Source organism: Endozoicomonas sp. (assembly GCF_031844845.1).
GTDB lineage: Bacteria > Pseudomonadota > Gammaproteobacteria > Pseudomonadales > Endozoicomonadaceae > Endozoicomonas.
In genome coordinates this window covers 1-21,554 of the sequence record NZ_JAVRMB020000218.1, presented here as the reverse complement: position 1 = coordinate 21,554, position 21,554 = coordinate 1, and the positions used below count along the sequence as shown (strand labels likewise).

The window sequence follows — 21,554 nt, the reverse complement described above, 5'->3', positions numbered from 1 at the left end:
CAAGATCGCTGCATGATCGGCACTGTTCGCACAGTTTTCTGTCAAATTTTGTTTAGCATAATTTGCTTACAATCCATAAATCGCTTATCTAAACTGGTTTACGAGGTAAGTGAAAATTAACTTTTAAACGAGCATCGGCGTATAAAGAGCGGGAATTGCTGCATCTTCTGCTGGAAAAATTTTGGGGTGACATCGACTGAAGCCTCGGCTACAGAGGGGGTGTAGTATTTTCTTGATCGAATGATCGAATGATCGAATGATCGAAATATTCGATTTCAATTTATTACCTACTTAATTGAGTCAATTCCGAAAAATCAATGTAAAAACCCAACAGAAGATCATGTGAGGCCTCCTGAATCATAGGGTGAATGCTGCCTGATTGTTAGCTCCTATTTGAAAATACCTGCCTTCGCTGGTATTAGATGATTTATTATACTAATTGTACTTTCCTAGCTAGTTCCCATCCAAAAACTAAACATAGGAACCAAACCTGTTCTTAGGCTTACAAATTGTTGACCTTACAGCCGTCTTTCACCACCCCTATCAGGAATATACCGATTCGTAAAAAACACCTAAAATCTGGATGATCGTCCACTGTCTTTCCTTCAAACCGACCACATATCGCTCCTGATTATTGAACCTTAATACATTAATTCCTTGAAAGCAGAAGAATACCCATTTTGCCGTAGGGTTCTGGCAGGCCTTTTTCTTCTGGTTTGGAAAGAACCGACTTTGTTTTTTCAGTTCATGCCTTATCCTGTGCTGGATAGCAGAATAGACCATCAGACACAGGGTCATCACCATTAACAGTGCTTCAATGCGTTCCGGCTTATCCAGATAGAGTGATGAGACCAGAAAATCCGGGCTTTTCAGAAAACGAAATCCTCTCTCAACATGTTGTTGCGACTTGTAGGTAGACAACAGTTCACCGGCATTCAGGCTATCTTGATTCAAGTCATTGGTGCCCAGTATAAAGCAACCCAGTGAGGCCTGCGCATCTTCTCGTTTCTCACAGGCGACAAAGCATGCGGCCCGCACAAAGTATTTGAAGTAATCAGGCTCACTATCCGGCGATGGACGTCCTTTTTTCTTATAACAGGGTTTGCTGATGATCTCAGGCTCCACTTCACTCTGGCAGTACTCGCATTGCTTCTGCCACAAGGCAAACCCCTTTAATGCATCTTCTTGGCACAGGAAGGCCTTTTTGCCCAGTTTTTCCAGGTTGTTGGCCTCTTTCAGTGACTTTTTCTGCATTCTTTTTGTCAGAGCTTTCTGCTCACCAAGCCTGCGCTTTTCATTCCGGAACAAGACCCATCGTTGTTTAACCTCTCCGTAGCAGGAAGACACTTCAGCAGAGTAATAATCTTCATGACTTTCAACAGGCTCCAACGACATAGAAGGCGCCTTGCTGACCAGCACCTTTGCATCCTTGATATTCAGGGGTACCCGGGAGATAAACAACTGTTTTTGCTCATCGAGAGACCGAAGGGTTTCGGCAACATAAAGCGCCGCGTCAGCCACCAGGTAACGGTTATTGAGAGCCGCTTTGAAACACGCCAGATGTTGTTTGATGATTTCCTGAAAGCAGGTTTTGTCGTTTATATTCCCGCTGCCGGTGCCATAAATACAGGAATTCCCGCCTGATTTTCGGTCATTAACTGCAAGACAACCTGGTTTAGATCAGGCCGGTGATCACGGCTGTAGCCGGGGCAAATATGGATGCAGTTCAAGTCATCAGGATTTTCATCGCTGTTGTACTTACCATCCACATGCAGGCTGGTACCATCCAAATTCAATGCCTTGCAGGGTAGTTTCAAATGGTGAACGACCTTAACGGCAAGGTTCAGATACAATTCGCTGACGCCAGCGTCGTACAGACTGTCGAGGGCACGGCCAAGAATATGGTCGTTTAAATGTTCCGCCTGGATACCTTTCCCAATAAGACGATCAATCGGCTTGTTTTTGAAAAATTCCGGAAACATATACAACGTCTGTCCTGTAAAGCCAAGTCCGTTGAGAACCATAGCGACCACTGCCTGTCCAATGGTGACATTGCGTGCATCAGCGTCATTAGTTATACAAGCATCAATATATTCAGCTACCTTTAGTTCCCGACACATTGCGGCAGCCAAGCCAAGGTGATCCAGATTCTTAACTTGGTGTTGAATAGGCGGCATGTTGGTATTCCTGAGTATCCGTTTAGTCCTTGACAATAGTTTTCAGGAAAAGTTTCAGAAAAATATCCAGGGCGAAAGAAAAAGAATTGGATGTACGTACATTTCAAGTCGTTTTAGACGGCATTAGATTTTTTGTAGAAGGTGCGATTATTGCATTCTATATAACTTCAGGGGGTCATATGACGAAGTTGGTATAGCGAAGTATTAATATACTCGCATGAGCGTACAACCGGTTTTATCTCCTTGGCGAAAATAACAATTAGGGTGATGAAAGACAGTTGTAAAGCGCCGCATACAGTGCCCCGAGAATAATGATCCAGACGGGCTTGGTGGCAATCCCGAAATAGAGCACGTAGTCGATCAGGCCATGGGAAAAGGACATGGCCATTTTGATGTCCAGATAGTTGGTAATGGCAAAGGCCATACCCGCCAGTAACGCGTGGATGCCATAGAGGATGGGGGCGACAAACAGAAAGGAAAACTCGATGGGCTCGATAATGCCGGTCAGTATTGATGTCAGCGCTGCGGACAGCATGATACCGCCGGTTTTGGCTCTGTTTTCCGGCTTGGCGCAGTGCCAGATGGCGATGGCTGCCGCCGGCAGGCCAAACATTTTGAACAGATAGCCGCCAGCAAGAAAACCGGCAGTGGGGTCGCCGGCAAAAAATCGGGCGATGTCACCGGTAAAGACCTGGCCGGAGGCGTCAACGAACTGGCCCATCTCCATCTGGAAGGGCACATTTCAGATATGGTGCAGGCCAAAGGGAATCAATGCTCTTTCCACCAACCCGTAGACAAATCCGGCCATCACCGGGTTCTCGGTGACGGACCACTGGGAGAAGGCATCAATCAGGCCCTGGATCGGTGGCCAGATAAAACTCAGCCCAATGCCCAGGACAATGGCCAGCACTCCGGTAATAATGGGGACAAAGCGCTTGCCGGCAAAGAAACCCAGGTAATCGGGCAGCTGGATTTTGTAATAGCGATTAAACATGGACGCCGCCAGAACGCCCGCAATAATACCGCCAAACACCCCGGTATCAATGGTTTCGATACCCATTATGGAAACCGGTTCATAGCCAAGCTGGCGGGCCATGATCCCCATGGTGCCCAGCATAATGGAGTAACCCACGACGGCGGCCACCGAGGACACACCATCGTTCTCGGTTAGCCCAATGGCGGTACCAATGGCGAAAATCACCGGCAGGTTGCCAAATACCGATCCTCCCGCCTGGGCCATAATGCTGGAGATCAGCTCAGGTATGAAAGAAAATTCGGCGCTGCCCACGCAAGTATCCCGGCGACAGGCAGTACCGCCACAGGCAGCATCAGTGCCCTGCCGATTTTTTGCAGTATACCGAATGTGGTCTTGATCATAAGGGGGGACTCCGGAAAGAAACAACGGATGAGAAAACTGGGTCAGAAGAACGGGGGGGGTAACCCGGGATGAATAGCATCCAGTTCTTTGGCAAGAGGTGTCAATGGAACATCGAGATTGATCATTAAATCAGCAAGTGCTTCTTCAATCACTGGGATCAGTTTTGTCGCATCCTCATTGAAGCGTTGGCGTAATGTACTTGGAAGAAGGCATCTGTTTTATGCCCAGACTTTTTTTAAACCAGTCATCATGGCGGCAGGTCTCAATACCATCAAAAGCATGATTACCAGTAACCCGATGTAAGCCAGAACCAGGTCCATGTTAGAAATGCCATGACGCTTTTTAATTTTCTTCAAAGCCTGGCGAGGCGATGTATTCTTATTGAGAGCCTTACCAACGAAGCAGAGACCTCCTAAGGAACTGTCCTTTAATAACTTCCACATTTGGGAAAACAGCCATTATTACCGACCAACTCCGCTGTCATCCTGTACACAATGACAGCGGAGAACGCAGCCGGAATTGTTTATAGTGCTACACCCCAGGTCCCTCAATTTACTGGCAAATAGGTAATTTATTTAGGGACAATTCCTAAGCCAGTAAAACATTCTCTATCAGAATGTTCAAAAGTGAGTTCCACAAAAATGTACCTTCTGAGTGAAAATTTTACTAAGTACAATTTTAGTCTACATTCATTGGTGTGCCTGAATTGGTGTGCCTGAATTGGTGTGCCTGAGACTTTAGGAAATTATTCGGTCTTGAAACTACGGATTCAGGTACTTAACTTATTACCTGCTTAAAAGCGACTCGGACCCGACTCAACAACTAAGGGCAACATCGTACCAAAAAAAGATTAAGTTACTCGGGAGCGTCCCAAGCCGAGCACGACTCAACAACTACGAGTAACGTTCGTATCAAAAATGAAGTTACTTAGAAGAAGGTACTTGGAAATGTTACAAGCACAAGCAATTTTAAATCAGCTGCAGAGTCTTGATTTAGGTCAGATCAAAACTGATTTAAGAGATGATTTTAAAGGAAATGAAACAAGAAATTTCACTATATTTCTCGTTAAAACACAGATAATGAAAGGGGAGAAGTTGGATAACAAGAAATTAATGAAAGCAAAAACATTTGACGATTTTTTTAATACGTTAGAGACATTAGCTGATGATAATCGCATCAAAATATTAAAGAAGATCCAGACGTATTTGAGTAAAAATACCAACGCTACGTCCAAATCTGAAGTTGCCGATGGGAATCCATCAGAGTCTTTGATAAATTTGCTTTCATTATTTATAGATGACAACGCTGAATTTTATGGGGATTCACTTGAAAAACTACTTGGTGTTGATTCTTTAGGTGATGATATCAGGCAGAAATATTTAACAGATATTTATCAAGAGGCTGTCAATAAAAAAAAATGCAAGTACTTTAATGGGATAGAAGGTAAGCTTGATGAAATTCTTGAGTTCTTGGCAAGTACACAATTTTTTTCATCGATTACCAGAGAGCCTATCTATCTCACGGTAAAATTAAAGCTATCTGAAGATGCAAAAAAAATGTTTAACACTGAGCGTTCAGAATTAAAAAGATCCATTTATATTAAACCTGACAATCGGTCGTTGCTGGAGTATGATAAAAATGTTTCCATAAAGAACAAAAGACATTCATTTTATCTTTTATCAAAGAATACCGCTGGCAATCTAGAATTCGGAGTGTTGAACCTGATATTAGAACTTGGTCTTGGCGAAAAAACAGGAATCAATGATGGATCGCGCTTTATTATTAGATATAACGCATTGAAAGATGGTTATAAAGAGCTAGCCCAAGAGGATCTAAAATTAGCAAAAGAAAAGTTAGGATTATATTCAGATAAGGTTAATGTATATGATAAAGGAATACCTGATAGTCAAATGACTGACTTTAAAAAAAGTTTAGAATATATAAATTCATCATGGCAAGATGGTTTAGTATCGATAATGACCAGGGAGTTGAATCCATTAGAAGAAGCTAAGAAAATAAAAGCTAAAAAAAAAGAAAATAAGAAAATAAACATAACGGAAGCATTAGGCGAAGCATTAGACATGGGGAACCTGACTAGCTTTTTCATTCTATCTAAAGAGGCAATCGAATATTTTCATCAGAAAATGAATGCTTTATCGATTTTTACTGATGATGAGTTAAAAACGATGATGGAAAATATTTATAAGAAGTTTGGGGAATGAAATGGATCTATATATCAGGTAGTTAACCATTTGCTTTTATATAAACTGACTGTCCGGTTGTTAAAAAACTATAGACATTGGATAGACATTGGGTAGTTGTCATGGGGGAGCTTATATTTCTTGATCAAACGATCGAAAGTATTCGATTACATTTGGTTAACTCAATTGTTTTTTATAGGTCTCATTTTCCTTTGAACGCTGATTTCAGCCAAAAACCAGCTGTCCATCGGCATCAAAAAGCACCAGATGATGAGGCTCAATACTGAGCTCAACGCTGGCACCGTCCATCACCGGGTTAGTTTGCTCGGACACCAGCTGATAACTGCCCTGATCACACTCAAGTGATATCTCACAGCGAATACTTTTTCCCATAAACTGCTGCTTATGCACATGCGCCTGTTGATAACTTCTGTGTGGGTTATTCACAGCGGCGACCTTCACCATGGGTGGACGAACAAAAAGCTCAAGGCTTTCGTTTTTGTTGTCTGGCAAAGGCTGGGTGGATTGTACAAGACCCAGCGGAGTCCTGACGGTGTGTCGATCTACAATCGTCGCCGGCAGGGTATTACCCGTCCCCATAAAATCTGCAATGAAGCGGTTATGGGGGTGATGATAAATATCGAATGCTGTGCCCTGCTGCATAATCCTGCCCTGCCCCATCACGGCGATGATATCGGCGAAAGCAAAACCTTCTTCCTTACTGTGGGTAACAAAAAGCCCGGCCACTTTTTGCTGCTTCAGTATCTCCCGAATCTCCCGGACAAGATGTTGGCGAACCTGACTATCTATGTTTGAGAAAGGTTCATCCAGTAACAGGACTGAAGGTTTATTGGCCAGTGCCCTGGCAATGGCTACCCGCTGTTGCTGTCCTCCGGATAGCTCGTGGGGATATCGTTTTTCCAAACCATACAGGTTGACCAGTTCCAGCATTTCCTGAACCCGCTTTTTGACCTGAACTGAAGTCAGTTTGCCCAGGCCGAAGGCAATGTTGTCAAAAACAGTAAGGTGAGGAAAAAGTGCGTAATCCTGAAAGATCATGCCAATGCCCCGCTGTTCCGGAGGGGTTACCCCGGCATCAGAGCTGACCTCTTTCCCATGTAACGCAATGGTGCCGGATACCGGTTGTATCAATCCTGCGATGGCTTTCAGCAGAGTGGATTTGCCACAGCCACTGCTACCCAGCAGACAGACAATCTCCCCATCTTTAATGGACAGGTTCAGTCCGGACAGTACCAGGTCGCGGTTCTGTGAAGTATTATCTTTCTGTCGTGAGGTACTGCCATATGCACAGACAAGTTCCGTGATTTTCAGGGCGATCATTTTTGTTCTTGCCTCAGCTCTTGTCTTTCAAGAGAACGGTTAAGCATAATCAAGGGAACCAATCCCACCAGCACCAGCACTAATGCGGCAGGTGCCGCATATTCCAACTGCTCATCAGAGACATATTGAAAGACCCGGGTTGCCAGGGTTTCAAAGTTAAAAGGCCTCAGCAGCAATGTGGCTGGCAGCTCTTTCATGCTCTCGATAAACACCAGTAGCAGCCCTGCCAGCAGACCTTTGCGGATTAGAGGAATGTGAATGCGTCGTACCATTTCCTGAGGGTTGCATCCGAGGGTTCGGCTGGCCATATCCAGTGAGGGGGAGACTTTGCCCAGGCTGGATTCAACACTGCCCACGGCAACCGCTGAAAAGCGCACCACATAAGCAAAAACCAGGGTAATAACAGAACCGCTGAAGATGAGTCCTACCGGTGCCTGATTCCAGGTTATCAACAGTTCATTAATCACATTGTCAGAAAGCGTCAGGGGAATCAGTACCCCGATAGCCAGTACGTTACCTGGCAGGGCATAGCCGGTTGACACCAGACGGGCAGGAATTTTTGCCAGAGTATTACTTTTTAACCGTTGGTAAACCCCCAGAAAAAGAGCAATAAAACAGGCAACTACTGCTGCTGAACCCGACACCATCAAGCTGTTCAAACTATATTCAAACAGCTCGCTATTCCATGATGTACTGAAGTGGGTAATCAGGTAATCCACCAGAATCAGTGAAGGCAACAGAAAACCCAGTGTAACCAGTAACCAGCACCAGCCCAGGGCTAACCATTTTCGCCAACCGGATAACTGAACAAACTCTCGCTGTTCCTGCCCGGTATTTTTCTGATAAAGCTGCTGTCTTCGTCGGCTATATTTTTCGGTACTGATCAGCAGCATAACCACCAGTAACATCATTGCCGAGATCTTCGCCGCTGCACTCAGGTTGCCATAACCAAGCCAGGTGTCGTATACCGCGGTGGTTAACGTTGGGACTGAGAAGTAGCTGACGGTGGCAAAATCCCCCAGGGCTTCCATACCCATCAATGCAAGACCAGTGATAATCGCCGGGCGTGCCATTGGGAGCGTTATACGAAAGAAGCTTTGTAACGGTGAACAACCCAGTAGACGGCTGGCCAGAATCTGGCTTCGGGATTGCTCTAAAAAAGCCGTTCTGGACAGTAGATAAAGATAGGGATAAAGCACCAGAGCCAGAATGATAATGGCTCCCCCCAGGCTGCGAATCTCAGGGAATGCATAATCAGCGGCGGATTCCCAGCCGGTGATGGCACGCAACAGGCGCTGAACAGGTCCGGCAAACTCAAGCAGATCCGTGTAAATATAGGCAATCACATAGGAAGGCATGGCCAGCGGTAATACCAGTAACCATTGAAGTTGTGCCTTGCCCGGGATATCCGTATTCGCCATCACCCAGGCGGCAGGGATGGCAAGCATTGCGCCCAATAATCCCACGCCAAGAATGAGAAGAACACTGTTGATGATGTAGGTGGGAAGAACCGTCCTCCACAGGTGGTCAAATAATTCGCCGGCAGGAACCAGCGCTTCGACAACAAGAGAGATTACAGGGGTAAACAGCAAAAGGGCCAGCAACCAACTGCCAGCCCTCCAATACCAGGGTAAGTGATGATTCATGTAATTATGGACAAGAACTACAGGTCAAATTTAACTTCATCCAGCAAACGCTGTGCCTTGATACGGTTGGCTGCAATGTCTGAAATGGGTAATGGATCGGCTTTGAACTTACCCCAGGAAGCCACGGTACCAGACACTGAAACCTTCGGATTAACCGGGTATTCCATGTTGTCTCTGGCATAAATGGTTTGTGCTTTTTCGCTGGACAGATACTCCATCAGCTTCAGCGCATTATCCTTATGTGGGGCGTACTTTGCCATCACCATACCGCTGATATTAACGTGAGAGCCAAAGTTCTTCTGGTTAGGAAAGTTAATATAAACGGCATCGGCCCAGGCTTTCTGGTCTTTGTTCTCCAGCATCTTGCCAAAATAGTAGCTATTACCCAGGGATACATCGCAAACCCCTTCCTTGATCGCTTTCACCTGAGCGCGGTCATTACCCTGTGGGCGACGGGCCAGATTTTTCTTAACACCTTCCAGCCACTTTTTGGTCTCAGCTTCTCCCTTGTGGGCAATCATGGAAGCGACCAGACCAATGTTGTAGGGATGCTTGCCACTGCGGGTACAGATTTTTCCTTTGTACTGAGCACTGGCCAGATCTTCATAATTAATATCCACAGGCTTGTCTGAGCGTTTGGAGCTGTAGATATTTCGAACCCGCAGAGTTAGCGCAAACCACTGGTTGTTCGGATCTCGCAGATGTATCGGGGTATTGTCGTTAATGGTCTTACTGTTAACCGGCTGAACCAGCTTACGATCCATAAGATCGAACAGGCTGATCATATCTGAGGTCAAAACCACATCCGCAGGACTGAACTTACCTTCCCTTTCAATACGTTCCTCCAATCCCTTTTTGGCAAATACCACATTCACTTTAACGCCGGTCTGTTTTTCAAAGTCTTCAAGCATAGGCTCAATCAGAAACGGCTGGCGGTAGGAGTAGATGTTTACCTCTTCTGCAGCCAATGCGGAGGCAGCCTGAGCCAAAAAAAGCACGGAAGAGAGAGCAAAAGCAGATATCAGGGAAAGGCGTTTTTTCATGGGATACCGTAAACAAGAATTATTATCGTTTGCGGATTGTACTGATATTTACCATGGTCGCAACCGCTTTATCGGCCTGTGGATAAATGAAAGAGGAATAAACCCTCTGTTATCGATGGGAGCTTGCATGGGGACTGAGCTTCAGGCCCAACAACCGTGATATTTATCAATTGTGGACATATACACAAATAAGCTATTAACAACACAGGGTATAACTTATTGATAAATTCCTCCTGTGGATAAGCTCGATTTTTTCCACAGGTTAATGACACCTTAATGAGACCTTCCTACCATGAAGATAACAGAGTTGTTCAAATAGTAACTGTATGAAATATATTGAGTTTAATGACTTATCAACAGATTCTATCAACACTAATAATAACAATAATAATAAAAAACACTAAGAAACAGCTATACGCTGTTATTACTGTTACTGGCATCGAAAATTCGCAGATTTTTATATGGCAAATGAGGATTTATGAGTAAGGCGTTGATCTGTGAGTAACATTACGCACAGCCTGCTTTGAATGTTTCCTGCTGACAGGCTATTACTGGACATACCCTGTGAAATCTTCATATCACGCTTATTCAATACAGGGTCACAGCTCTAATTAACCCGTGTATAATTGCCGGCCTTATCTTTTCCTGATGACAGGTGACCGACTTTGGCAGTGGATTTCCCTAAACAATTTGATGTGATTGTTATCGGTGGTGGTCATGCCGGGACTGAAGCTGCCCTGGCTTCAGCTCGTATGGGCGCAAAAACGCTGTTGCTGACCCATAACATCGAAACCCTGGGGATGATGTCTTGTAATCCGGCCATTGGCGGGATTGGTAAAAGTCATCTGGTTAAAGAGGTTGATGCGCTCGGTGGCGCCATGGCGAAAGCTACCGACCTTGCCGGTATCCAGTTCAGAATCCTGAATGGCAGAAAAGGACCCGCAGTAAGGGCAACCCGGGCGCAGGCTGACCGTGCCTTATACAAAGCGGCTATTCGCTCTATTCTGGAAAATCAGGAGAACCTGTGGATATTCCAGCAGGCTGCGGATGACCTTGTGGTTGATGAAAGCACCAGTCAGGTTCGTGGTGTGATCACCGATATGAGAGTTCGCTTCCTGGCACCTAACGTTGTGTTGACGGCCGGTACCTTCCTTGGTGGCAAAATTCATATTGGTCTGGAAAATCACAGCGGTGGCCGAGCTGGTGATCCTCCCTCCATTGCACTGGCTAACCGATTAAGAGAATTACCTCTGAATGTTCAGCGCCTGAAAACAGGAACGCCAGCACGTATTGATGCACGCAGTGTTGATTTCTCAGTGATGGAAGCTCAACCAGGTGATACACCTCTGCCTGTCATGTCTTATCTGGGCTCAGTGGATCAGCATCCTGAACAGGTGTCCTGCTACATCACTCACACCAATGAGCGAACTCACGAAATTATCCGTGGTGGTCTGGATCGCTCACCCATGTTTACCGGTGTGATTGAAGGTATAGGCCCAAGGTATTGCCCATCCATTGAAGATAAAATTACCCGCTTCGCGGATAAGACATCACACCAGATATTTCTGGAGCCGGAAGGGTTATCCACACATGAACTCTATCCAAACGGCATTTCTACCAGCTTGCCTTTTGATGTGCAGATCAATCTGATCCAATCCATTCGAGGTTTGGAGAATGCTCATATCACCAGAGCGGGTTATGCCATTGAGTACGATTACTTTGATCCAAGAGGATTGAAATACTCCCTGGAAACCAAAGCCATTGGTGGCCTGTTCTTTGCCGGACAGATCAACGGTACCACCGGTTATGAAGAAGCGGCGGCACAAGGTCTGCTGGCCGGTATGAATGCCGCCCTGAGAGCTCAGGAGAAAGAAGCCTGGTGCCCTCGTCGTGATGAAGCCTACATTGGCGTGCTGGTGGATGACCTGATTACCAACGGCACCAGTGAGCCTTATCGCATGTTTACCAGCCGGGCAGAGTATCGTCTGATTCTCCGCGAAGATAACGCAGACCTGCGACTGACCGAAAAAGGCAGAGAGCTTGGCCTTGTGGATGACGAGCGATGGACGCAGTTCGCCGATAAGAAAGAACGCATTGAGAAGGAATCTGAACGCCTCAGAGGCGCTTATGTTCATCCGGGTACCCCAGCTGCCAAAACGCTGGAAAACAAGCTCAGCAAGCCTATAAGCCGTGAGTACAGTCTTATTGAGTTGCTTCGTCGGCCAGAGTTGACCTATTCAGATGTTGCCGGGCTGGTGGGCGACGTTGAAAACCATCCCCAGGTTACTGAGCAGGTTGAGATTCAGACCAAGTATCAGGGCTATATTGATCGGCAAACGGAAGAAATTGACCGTCTGCGTCGGTATGAAAATGCCCGGATACCGGAAGCACTGGATTACAGTGTGATTGAAGGGTTATCGAATGAACTAAAGCAGAAGCTGAGTGATGCCCGTCCTGAGACATTGGGCCGTGCTTCGCGCATTCAGGGAATGACACCCGCAGCAGTTTCCCTGTTGCTGGTGTATATGAAAAAGCGATCAATGGCGGCTTAAGCGTTCTTTTGAGGGGAAGCTCAAGACTGCCTTTTGGTATGGTTTGAATGCTGCCGGTTCTGTGCCGACAGCAGCTGCTTCCCATCAAGCCGACAACTTGTTTATTCCCTTCTGTGGATCTAGACTGCAAAATGACACCTGATACGTTACAGGTTGCGGATCGCTCTCCATTACCACAAGGCGGTTGATTTGATAAAAACCTTCAGGCACAAGGGGTTGAGGCAGTTCTTTGAATCAGGAACAACCCGGGGAATTCAGGCGGCCCAGAAAAGAAAACTGCAACTTATTCTCACCACTCTGAACGCCGCCGGGGATGTGCAGGATATGAGCGCCCCGGCTTTCAAACTCCACGAACTAAAGGGAGTTGAGCTGGGAGTATGGTCGGTGTGGGTAAATGGTAACTGGCGGATCACTTTTCGATTTGAAAAAGGCGATGCCTATATCGTCGATTACAGGGATTACCACTAACGCCTCAGCGGCGTTCCTGAATAAGCAAAATAAGGGGAAATAATATGTTTGACCCAATGCATCCCGGCGAAGTATTGAAAGAGTCCTGGCTGGAACCTTTGGGACTGACCGTGACCGAAGCTGCACAGCGGCTCGGCGTGGCCCGTAAAACCCTGTCGGCACTGATTAACAAAAAATCCTCCGTCAGCGTCGAGATGGCTTACCGCCTGGCAAAAGCCTGCAACACCACGCCGGACCTGTGGCTAAATATGCAGGTGAATTACGACCTGTGGCTAAACAGAGATCAGGAAGTGGGTCAGGTCAGGGCATTTGCCTGAGCCTGCCGGCGGTGGATATGCTGTTGATAAATTGTTATTCCACCTTTGCCATTCCCTTTTCATCCGAACAGCATTCCTCATTAAGAAACCCAATTACATCATTCAATACTTCAAACTGGGCAATGCAGTAGAGTGTTCTCCCTTCCCTCCTTTGCTGCACCAGGCCTACAGATACCAATGCCGAAACATGATGGGAAAGCGTTGAGCCTGGTATCTCCAGCTCTTTTTGCAGTGTGCCGACCGGTAAACCATTGTGGCCAGATCGGACCAGGCATTTATAAATACTGAGGCGCGAAGGGTGACCAAGCTCTTTCAGAGCCTTGGCGCAGGTTTCCAGATCCATGATAGAAAGCTTATCTTGAGAAATAATTCGATAATAGTGGAATTATGAGGTGTTTGTACAGAAACTGCTTCCTGTAATTATTATCTTCCAGAAAGCAGTTTGTGAGTGATTATCAGGCTAGATAGTGGGCAATACCGTCCATAAACATCTGGACAGAAAGCATGACCAGAATCATACCCATCAGTCGCTCAATGGCAAAAATACCCCGGCTACCCAGTAGTTTCATGATTTTGCCAGAGAGCATCAGAATAGCTGCACTCAAAGCCCAGGAGATAAATACGGCCATCGCCAGATTCAGCTGATTACCTGGATGTTGGCTGGAGACCAGCATGAGGGTTGCCAGAATGGAAGGACCTGCAATCAGAGGTATTGCCAGAGGGACAATAAATGGCTCGCCGTCTGGAGTACTGCCCATTACCCCCCCTCCACGACTGGATGGGAATATCATGCGAATTGCGATAATAAACAGGATGATAGCACCGGCTATGCTGACAGATTCCTGTTTCAGGTTTAGTGATAAGAGCAGATATTTCCCAGCAAACAGGAAAATCAGAAGTATAAATAATGCAATGAGAAGCTCTCTAATGAGAACCTTGCAGCGCATTTCCTCCGGAACACTTTTAAGGACCGAAATAAACACTGGCATATTGCCCAGTGGATCCATGATCAGGAAGAGTAGAATAACGGTTGAATAAATTTCCATGGTTTTAATTTAGCCAGCTGATTTAAATCGTGCTGGCTTATAACACACCCAAAGTGCCGAGGAAAAGCGGACATAAATGTAACTATCTGGTTTATACGCGACCTTTTTTTGCCAGTATGGATGCAAGTCTTTGAGCATTTGACCTTTCCACCACACTTTCTTGTCCCATCAGGATGTCTTCGTGAGCAAGCTCATCATGATATTTCTCTGTAGCTTCTTCAGCTTGTCGAGAGGCGCTTGCTTTACCCTCTTCTGCCGTAAGCTTGATCTGAAGAGCAACTAAATCTTCTTGAGAGCTATTGATTGCATCTACCGGCATAGTAGTCACCTCTAAAAAAACAGTTGTCAGGATAATCCGAATTTATTTTTGTTAAATTCAGGTTAGTTTTAGAGAGCTGACCTTGTCTGTAATACTATGGTCTGAAAGGCATCAATGAGCTGTTTTGTAATTATTTGATTTTAAAGTATTTAATTCATCTTTCAGAGACAGATAAGCTTAACTTGGGAAATACTCTAAACATCGAGGTAGCGGTTTTTCAGTTTTACATAGTTACCTGCAGAATATTTAAAGAAACTCCGTTCTTTTTTAGATATTTCCCGGGTTTTGGTCGCTGGATTTCCCTTGTAAACAAAGCCACTCTCCAGACGTTTGCCAGGGGGAACCAGACAGCCTGCTGCGACGATAACTTCTTCTTCAATCACGGCTCCATCCAGGATAATGGCACCAATACCAATCAGACAGCGATTCTTGATGGTACAACCGTGTAAAACAGCCTTGTGCCCTACGGTTACATCATCACCAATCACCAGTGGATAACCGTTGGGGTTGTAATCACTGGCGTGGGTTATATGAAGAACAGAGCCATCCTGAATGCTGGTTCGCTCACCAATGGTGATTGAATGCATATCGCCTCGAATAACGGCCGTTGGCCACACTGAACTGTCATCTCCAATGGTGACATCACCCAGGACAACTGCGCTGTCATCGATGTAGACCCTTTCTCCAGAAACTGGCATTTTATTATTAAATCGTCTGATGGCTTGACTCATTGAGCTAGGCTCCTTTGGTGTTTTTGCCAGATTTAGCTTGAGATAAGATGCATTGATTGGATTTTGCTTGAATTCACTCAGGCCTGCACCCATCTATTACAAATAATAACTTTGGTATAGAGAGCTGTCCTATGAAGAATAATCCGCTACTGGAATCCAGTGAACTTCCTCCTTTTTCCAGAATCCTTCCCGAACATGTCAAGCCAGCCATTGAATCCATTATTGAGGATAACGAAAAGGCGGTGGCAGCGTTATTGGCTTCTGGTAATGGGAAAGGCTGGGCGTCTTTACAGGAGCCATTGGATCAGCTGGATGATCGGCTGGGACAGGCATGGTCACCTGTTGGTCATATGAATGCCGTTGTTAACAGTGAGGCTCTGCGGGAAGCATACAACGGGTGCTTGCCCCTGTTGTCTGAATACGCCACTCGTATTGGACAAAATCGCCAGCTGTTCGAGGCATACCAGTCTCTGGCAGACTCCGACGAATTTCAGAAGCTGGACAGCGCACAGCAGAAGGTGATTAACGACAACCTGAGGGACTTCCGTCTGGCCGGTGTTGCTCTTGATGACGATAAAAAAGTGCGTTTTGGCGAGATCAAAAAGCAGCTTTCAGAATTGACCAGCAAGTTTTCCGATAATGTTCTGGATGCCACCATGGCCTGGAGCAAATTGATTACTGACGAGTCTGATCTGGCGGGTTTACCAGAGTCGGCAATGGCCGGCGCAAAACAGTTGGCTGAGGCTAAGGAAAAAGAAGGCTGGCTGCTGAGTCTGGATTTTCCAAGCTTTTTCCCGGTGATGACTTACGGTGACAATAGAGAACTTCGTAAGGAAGTCTATACCGCATTCTCTACCCGTGCTTCTGACCAGGGACCCAATCCAGGCGAGTTTGATAATACGGAAAATATCAAAACAATACTGACACTGCGTCATGAGCTGGCTCAGTTATTGGGCTTCGGGAATTACGCGGAATACTCACTGGCCACCAAGATGGCTGAATCACCAGAAAAGGTTATTGAGTTTCTGGAAGACCTGGCAGGAAAAAGTAAAGCTCAGGCTGAGAAAGAACTGGCGGAGCTGAAGGCTTTTGCCAGAGAGGAGCACGGTGTTGAAGATCTGGAAGCCTGGGATGTCGGTTATTACGGAGAAAAGCTCCGTCAACAGCGTTACGCCATCTCTCAGGAAGAGTTGCGCCCCTGGTTTCCCGCAGAAAAATCGATTTCCGGCATGTTTGACGTGGTGAATCGACTCTATGGTGTTGAGTTTGAAGCTGTGGATAACGTGGATACCTGGCATAAGGATGTTCGCTTTTTCAATATCATCCGCCAGGGAGAAGTTATTGGCCGGTTTTACCTGGACCTCTATGCCAGGGAACACAAACGGGGTGGTGCATGGATGGATGTCTGTCGCTCCCGCTGGAAAAAAGATAGCAAGCTGCAACTACCAGTCGCTTATCTGACTTGTAACTTCACACCACCGGTTGGTGATAAACCGGCACTGCTAACCCATGATGAAGTGGTCACTCTGTTTCATGAGTTTGGCCATGGCCTGCATCATATGCTCACTAAAGTTGATTATGCCGCTGTCTCTGGTATCAGCGGTGTTGCCTGGGATGCGGTAGAGCTACCCAGTCAGTTTATGGAGAACTGGTGCTGGGAGAAGGAAGGGCTGGCTATCATCTCTGGTCACTTTGAGTCAGGGGAACCTCTGCCGGAAGCGATGCTGGATAAGCTTCTGGCCGCAAAGAACTTTCAGTCGGCTATGACGATGGTTCGGCAGCTGGAGTTTTCTCTTTTCGACTTCCGACTCCACAGGGAGTACCGGGAAGATCTTGAAGTGCAGTCGGTACTGGATGATGTCCGACAGAAAGTTGCCGTGATTACTCCACCGGCATTTAACCGCTTCCAGAATAGCTTCAGCCATATATTTGCCGGTGGCTATGCCGCAGGGTATTACAGCTATAAATGGGCTGAGGTGCTGTCGGCTGATGCTTTCTCACGTTTTGAAGAAGACGGCATTTTTAACCGGGAAACCGGTGAGTCTTTCCTTCATGAAATTCTGGAGAAAGGGGGCTCTGCTGAACCCATGGAACTGTTTGTGAACTTTCGTGGCAGAGAACCTGAGATTGATGCATTGCTGCGCCACTCTGGTATTGAGAGCGGTCTCAAGAGAGCGTAATGGTGTAGACTTCGCGGCAATTAGAGGTTTTACCGTCGGGGCTGTTGATAACTTTCTGGCTGTCTACTTCTATAGATTATACGTAACAGTGAGTTTGAGGAGCTCGCTGTTGCGTAGTAAGAATCTGGATAAGTCAGGTTTATAATATCAGGTCGCCAGCCAGGAATAAGAATCATGAAAACCAAGCGCTTTATTGCCGGAGCCGTCTGCCCTTCCTGTGGCACCATGGATTCCATCCGTATGTTTCGAAGTGAGACTGAACGGGATTACCGTGAATGCGTGGACTGTGGTTTCAGTGATGTGATGGAAGTGAATCCCAAACTGGAGGGCGTGCTACCCGAAGCCCGAATAGCACGGGAAGAAAGTAGTCTGGAAGATCATACCGATGTTATCCGGTTTGTGGATGCAATGCCTTCCGATAAGCACTGAAAAATCATAATTTTTAACATTGCTATTTTGTCTCTGTGGTTTATGAATGATCAGGATCCAGCCAGTGCGGTTATGGATCCCGATCAGTCTGTGCGCGGTGGCTATGGTTCCATGAATGGTTCAATAAAAAAATCCGGTGGTAATTTGAGTCCTCTTCCCGGTTGAACTCTGAGCTGCCGGAGTACAGGTTTGATAGCGATTATTCCGGTGCTGCACATGCCGTATTTGAGGCTGATGCCTGTGGGCCATAAATGGAGGTAACCGCATCAAAATACGACAGGTAGAGATCATGTACCTTAAGAACATTGCTGTTGTTATAAGTGTATGAGGCAGCATCGCAGACGTGGGTATAGCCATAGACTTTGAGTCCTTTGGGTATCGGGTCTTCATCTACCGTTATGCGTAATGTGGCATCGCAGCCAATGGTACTCTCATACATATCACGGAAGTCACCATTACCCACCACCGGGCCGGCAAAGGTAATGACGGCATCCGGCGCGCGTCCCCATCCGTAGAAGTAGGGGGCGGCAATGGCGGCGATGGCTGCGCCCAGGCTGTGGCCGGTAACGATAACGGTGTGGTCGTCAGGGGTTGCCAGCAGTTCTGTTTTGATATCATCGGCAATAGCGTTAAACCGGCGCTGAAAACCGCTGTGCAGCCAGAGTTTTTTGCCGTTAAGGGTGACGGAGTGAGGTGTGAAATCGAAGTCCTGCAGCCAGGTAAGGAGGCTGGTTGGCTTGGTGCCCCGAAAAGTAAACAGGGTGATTTTCTTACTTTCGTTGCGCAGGACAATATACTCCTGCAGCTTTGTGAAACTTCTGCCAGTCCAGCCTGGGGTGCTGCAGGCATCGGTATCGTAGACCTGTTCGTAACTGGTGATGATGATGGGTTTTCCTGCCCCGCGGCCATAATTATCTTTGGTGTAAATATGCACCTTGTCCTGACAGACCGCCCCGGTATCAGTGAAGCCCCCTTTGCACTGTTCCCAGCAGACAGGGCCGACGCCATTATAGCCTGACTTACATTGCGAATAGCAGAGCAAACCATCTTTTTCCAGACCACTGTCGCATTTACTGGTCAGTGTTCTGCCAGCGCCCCGGCCATAGGTTTTCTTGCCAAAGAAGTGGAAGAAGTTGCGATAGCAGGTGGCTCCGTGATTCTTATAGCCTTTCGGGCATTGTTGCCAGCAGACGGGACCCCTCCCCTTATAACCATTTTTGCATTTTTTATAACAGAGCAGCCCGTTGCGTTCTTCATTGGGGCGACAGCCCAGAGGTTTGCCAGCCCCGCGGCCGTAACTTTTTTTGGCATAGGTCCGGTCTCTCCGGCAGAAAACGCCGTCATTGGTGTAACCCGATTTACAGGGTTGCCAGCAAACGGGGCCGACTCCATTGTATCCATCCTTGCACGGCGGGTAGCAAAGTTCGCCAGCTTTTTCGAGCCCGTGGGCGCAGCGGCCGGGAACGTTGATCCTGATCGAGCTCCAGTTCTTCTGGATTTTTCCGTCCTGGAGGTAACGGGGGCCGTTATCTTCATCATCCACTGGCAGGTAGGCGGCGGCAGCCCCTGCATAGGCCAGCCATACGTAATCGACAGGATCGGTTTCGGCAACAGCGGGTTCAGTGAGCGTGAGCGTTATGGAAAGCAGCAGGAGCAGTATCAAGGCGTACAGTGTACGCTGGCCAGGGGGAGGACTTACGGATATCGGTCTAATTAATAACCAGACGTTATGTTTAAACATTTCAGGTTACCTTTACTCGACTTTTTTGCTGGAATCTATCGTTTAATGGCTACGATCGCCCATTGAAGAACACTTGGTGAATATAAAGAGTGCCGGTTGAATGGGGGCTGGCTATTCAGTCGCAGGTTCATGAGATGAAAGTGACCGGGGTTGTAGAAATCCGGTTATTTTCACCGAACACTAAGGGGCTGCCAGATGACATGGTCGATCTGTAACCATTACGGAGCATGAAGTATAGGTCAGTGATTAGCCGGTACAGGCTGCAAGTTTGAAATAAGCCCACAGGCTTAAGCATTGTCGTGTATAAGGCGAGGGGGGCGCGGGGTGTGGGAAAACTCCTGGCACCGGAGATGGGGCTAAAACTGAAAAAGTGAAAAGTGCAACCGGGTTAAAATATTAACAATATGAACTCCTGCAGCTCAGGCTGCAGAAGTAAATTTCAGTTCAATGCCCAGGTTGCTGGAAAGGCAATTCCAGCGTGACCAGATTCTTATCCACTCTTCAGAATTGCGATCATGAATGAACTCCATGAATCGCTCCTGATGATAAATGGCCTGTGAACGCATCATCTGGTCAACCGTCTTGTCCGCAATGACGTCCAGCTCATTGGCAAAGCTCTCATCCAGTATTGAGTGAATAATCAGGTTAGCCCAGGTCATATTCATGGGGATCAGGGTAGATCCGGTTTTTATAAGGTATTGGTCGTTTACTTCTTCGATAAGTCTATGGGCAAAATAGGCTTTATCCAGTAATAAATCGAGCCCATTCACCGGTTGATCCTGAGTGAGGGCTGACAGGAAGTTTTCTTCAGCAATATCAAGGAACGGAGCTATAAAACTGTGAATACCGGCTTCTCTTGATGCTTCAGCCAGTGCTTCAAGAAAATCAGGTACATGATCAATATAATCCATGGTGAAAATCAGTAATGTTTCACAGGCATTCTCTTCAGGAAGCTCTATGGAGTGATGTATTTGTTCAATCTGATCATCGATAAGCTTTTGTAGGTGTCCGCTTTGTGCTTCCAGCTCTTTTACCCGACCAATTAAATGTCGGATTACCTGCACATCCATATTTATCCCCTGCTGTTCATCCTCAGCGCTACATCAATTGTTGTCAGAAAAAAGTACTGACAATGGCTGTCTGGTAGATGTATACAAAACTATGGTACTTCTCATAAAACAAGAGGTAGTAAATATCTCTTTTTCATATATTTCAATGTTTTTATAAATAAAAAAAATTTAGAGAAAGCCCTGAAAATAACGGGTTTTTGGTATTTTTGGATTCTATTGTGCAGTCAAAAAAATGGCACACTATATAAGCCATGCCAGCTTGCTCACCGGCTGTTTTCTGTGAATTGGATCGAACGGTTTTTATGGTCTGTAATTTGATGGATTTCCGGAGACAGAATATAGAAAATATTAAGTTCCTGTTAACAACAAGCAGTGCAATGAGTATTAATGGTTGAAGATCAGGAAGGTATTACCGGGTGGGTGCAATTAAAAGTGTTCCCTGTTCCCTGAGGGTGACAACCATTCAGAATTTACCATCGTCTTTCCCGCGAAGGAGGGAATCCATCTCGAGAGTAGGAGTCTATCTAGAGGAGTGGATCCCCGCCTGCGAGGGTGTTGCAAAACCCTCCGGACATCTCGTTCCCATGCTCTGCGTGGGAATGCATACCGTACTCGCCACAAGTGAATAACCAGCCTGAAACCCCCCACAGGTTCGGACAAGGAGAGGTTTCTCCACATGCGACCAGATCCGTATGCATTCCCACGCAGAGCATGGGAACGAGGGTTTTTCGACAGCCTCCTGCGCGGGGATGACGGTGTATAGCGGGGATGACGGCTGGGTGTTAATTCTCCCTTTTGCGACACTCTCGCTCTGTGTGGGAATGCCTACAGAGGCTTTTGCGTTAGCCTCCAGGGCGGAGGAGGGTCAGGGTACGGGCCAGATTTCTGGCAGCGCGGATGAGGTTATCTTCACCA

16 protein-coding genes and 2 pseudogenes are annotated in these 21,554 nt (G+C 46.6%); 7 read left to right on the top strand and 11 right to left on the bottom strand.

Features of this window, described 5'->3' with window-relative positions:
- Nucleotides 1–543: 543 nt before the first annotated feature.
- Together RM811_RS11295 and RM811_RS11290 are read right to left on the bottom strand one after the other, a co-directional pair.
- Nucleotides 544–2,177, bottom strand: a pseudogene (locus tag RM811_RS11295) (IS1634 family transposase).
- 259 nt (nt 2,178–2,436) lie between these two features.
- Nucleotides 2,437–3,417, bottom strand: a pseudogene (locus tag RM811_RS11290) (PTS transporter subunit EIIC).
- 1,085 nt (nt 3,418–4,502) lie between these two features.
- Here RM811_RS11290 and RM811_RS11285 point away from each other — a divergent pair.
- Nucleotides 4,503–5,777, top strand: coding sequence for a hypothetical protein (locus RM811_RS11285; RefSeq protein WP_402524141.1), 1,275 nt, complete (start codon nt 4,503–4,505; stop codon nt 5,775–5,777).
- A 204-nt stretch (nt 5,778–5,981) separates the two neighbouring features.
- On the opposite strand, the gene RM811_RS11280 is transcribed toward RM811_RS11285, so the two are convergent.
- From RM811_RS11280 to RM811_RS11270, 3 genes are read right to left on the bottom strand one after another with little or no spacing between them, the layout of a single operon-like run.
- On the bottom strand, nt 5,982–7,097 hold the full coding sequence (locus tag RM811_RS11280) for an ABC transporter ATP-binding protein (RefSeq protein WP_402524139.1): 1,116 nt from the start codon (nt 7,095–7,097) through the stop codon (nt 5,982–5,984).
- Complete coding sequence (locus RM811_RS11275; protein WP_402524137.1) at nt 7,094–8,701, bottom strand: ABC transporter permease; 1,608 nt, start codon at nt 8,699–8,701, stop codon at nt 7,094–7,096. The genes RM811_RS11280 and RM811_RS11275 overlap by 4 nt, the downstream gene beginning before the upstream one ends.
- Nucleotides 8,702–8,760: 59 nt before the next feature.
- On the bottom strand, nt 8,761–9,786 hold the full coding sequence (locus RM811_RS11270) for a Fe(3+) ABC transporter substrate-binding protein (protein WP_402524134.1): 1,026 nt from the start codon (nt 9,784–9,786) through the stop codon (nt 8,761–8,763).
- 671 nt (nt 9,787–10,457) lie between these two features.
- On the opposite strand from RM811_RS11270, the gene mnmG reads away from it, so the two are divergent.
- From mnmG to RM811_RS11255, 3 genes are all read left to right on the top strand, one after another.
- On the top strand, nt 10,458–12,338 hold the full coding sequence (gene mnmG, locus RM811_RS11265; protein WP_402524144.1) for a tRNA uridine-5-carboxymethylaminomethyl(34) synthesis enzyme MnmG: 1,881 nt from the start codon (nt 10,458–10,460) through the stop codon (nt 12,336–12,338).
- 189 nt (nt 12,339–12,527) lie between these two features.
- Nucleotides 12,528–12,806 (top strand): type II toxin-antitoxin system RelE/ParE family toxin, encoded by a 279-nt coding sequence (locus RM811_RS11260; protein ID WP_402524132.1) that lies wholly within the window; start codon nt 12,528–12,530, stop codon nt 12,804–12,806.
- 44 nt (nt 12,807–12,850) lie between these two features.
- Nucleotides 12,851–13,123: a HigA family addiction module antitoxin gene (locus RM811_RS11255; RefSeq protein WP_402524130.1), complete on the top strand. Its 273-nt coding sequence runs from the start codon at nt 12,851–12,853 to the stop codon at nt 13,121–13,123.
- A 34-nt stretch (nt 13,124–13,157) separates the two neighbouring features.
- On the opposite strand, the gene RM811_RS11250 is transcribed toward RM811_RS11255, so the two are convergent.
- From RM811_RS11250 to RM811_RS11235, 4 genes are all read right to left on the bottom strand, one after another.
- Entirely contained in the window at nt 13,158–13,466 is a 309-nt protein-coding gene (locus tag RM811_RS11250; protein ID WP_402524128.1) for an ArsR/SmtB family transcription factor, read from the bottom strand.
- Nucleotides 13,467–13,578: 112 nt separating this feature from the next.
- A complete protein-coding gene (locus RM811_RS11245) occupies nt 13,579–14,169 on the bottom strand; it encodes a YhgN family NAAT transporter (protein WP_402524126.1) in 591 nt (196 codons plus the stop codon).
- A 91-nt stretch (nt 14,170–14,260) separates the two neighbouring features.
- Entirely contained in the window at nt 14,261–14,488 is a 228-nt protein-coding gene (locus tag RM811_RS11240; protein ID WP_402524124.1) for a hypothetical protein, read from the bottom strand.
- 194 nt (nt 14,489–14,682) lie between these two features.
- Nucleotides 14,683–15,219, bottom strand: a complete 537-nt coding sequence (locus tag RM811_RS11235; RefSeq protein ID WP_402524122.1) for a gamma carbonic anhydrase family protein — start codon at nt 15,217–15,219, stop codon at nt 14,683–14,685.
- 131 nt (nt 15,220–15,350) lie between these two features.
- On the opposite strand from RM811_RS11235, the gene prlC reads away from it, so the two are divergent.
- The 3 genes from prlC to RM811_RS11220 all read left to right on the top strand — a co-directional run bounded on the left by prlC (nt 15,351) and on the right by RM811_RS11220 (nt 17,993).
- The gene (prlC, locus tag RM811_RS11230) at nt 15,351–17,399 is read left to right on the top strand and encodes an oligopeptidase A (RefSeq protein ID WP_402524119.1); all 2,049 of its coding nucleotides are present in this window, start codon (nt 15,351–15,353) and stop codon (nt 17,397–17,399) included.
- Between the two features lie 174 nt (nt 17,400–17,573).
- Nucleotides 17,574–17,828, top strand: coding sequence for a YheV family putative zinc ribbon protein (locus RM811_RS11225; RefSeq protein ID WP_402524117.1), 255 nt, complete (start codon nt 17,574–17,576; stop codon nt 17,826–17,828).
- Between the two features lie 42 nt (nt 17,829–17,870).
- Entirely contained in the window at nt 17,871–17,993 is a 123-nt protein-coding gene (locus RM811_RS11220; RefSeq protein WP_402524115.1) for a hypothetical protein, read from the top strand.
- Nucleotides 17,994–18,027: 34 nt separating this feature from the next.
- Here RM811_RS11220 and RM811_RS11215 read toward each other — a convergent pair whose 3' ends face one another.
- Together RM811_RS11215 and RM811_RS11210 are read right to left on the bottom strand one after the other, a co-directional pair.
- The gene (locus tag RM811_RS11215; RefSeq protein WP_402524113.1) at nt 18,028–19,569 is read right to left on the bottom strand and encodes a lipase family protein; all 1,542 of its coding nucleotides are present in this window, start codon (nt 19,567–19,569) and stop codon (nt 18,028–18,030) included.
- A gap of 419 nt (nt 19,570–19,988) precedes the next feature.
- Complete coding sequence (locus tag RM811_RS11210; RefSeq protein WP_402524110.1) at nt 19,989–20,639, bottom strand: hypothetical protein; 651 nt, start codon at nt 20,637–20,639, stop codon at nt 19,989–19,991.
- Nucleotides 20,640–21,554: the final 915 nt, after the last annotated feature.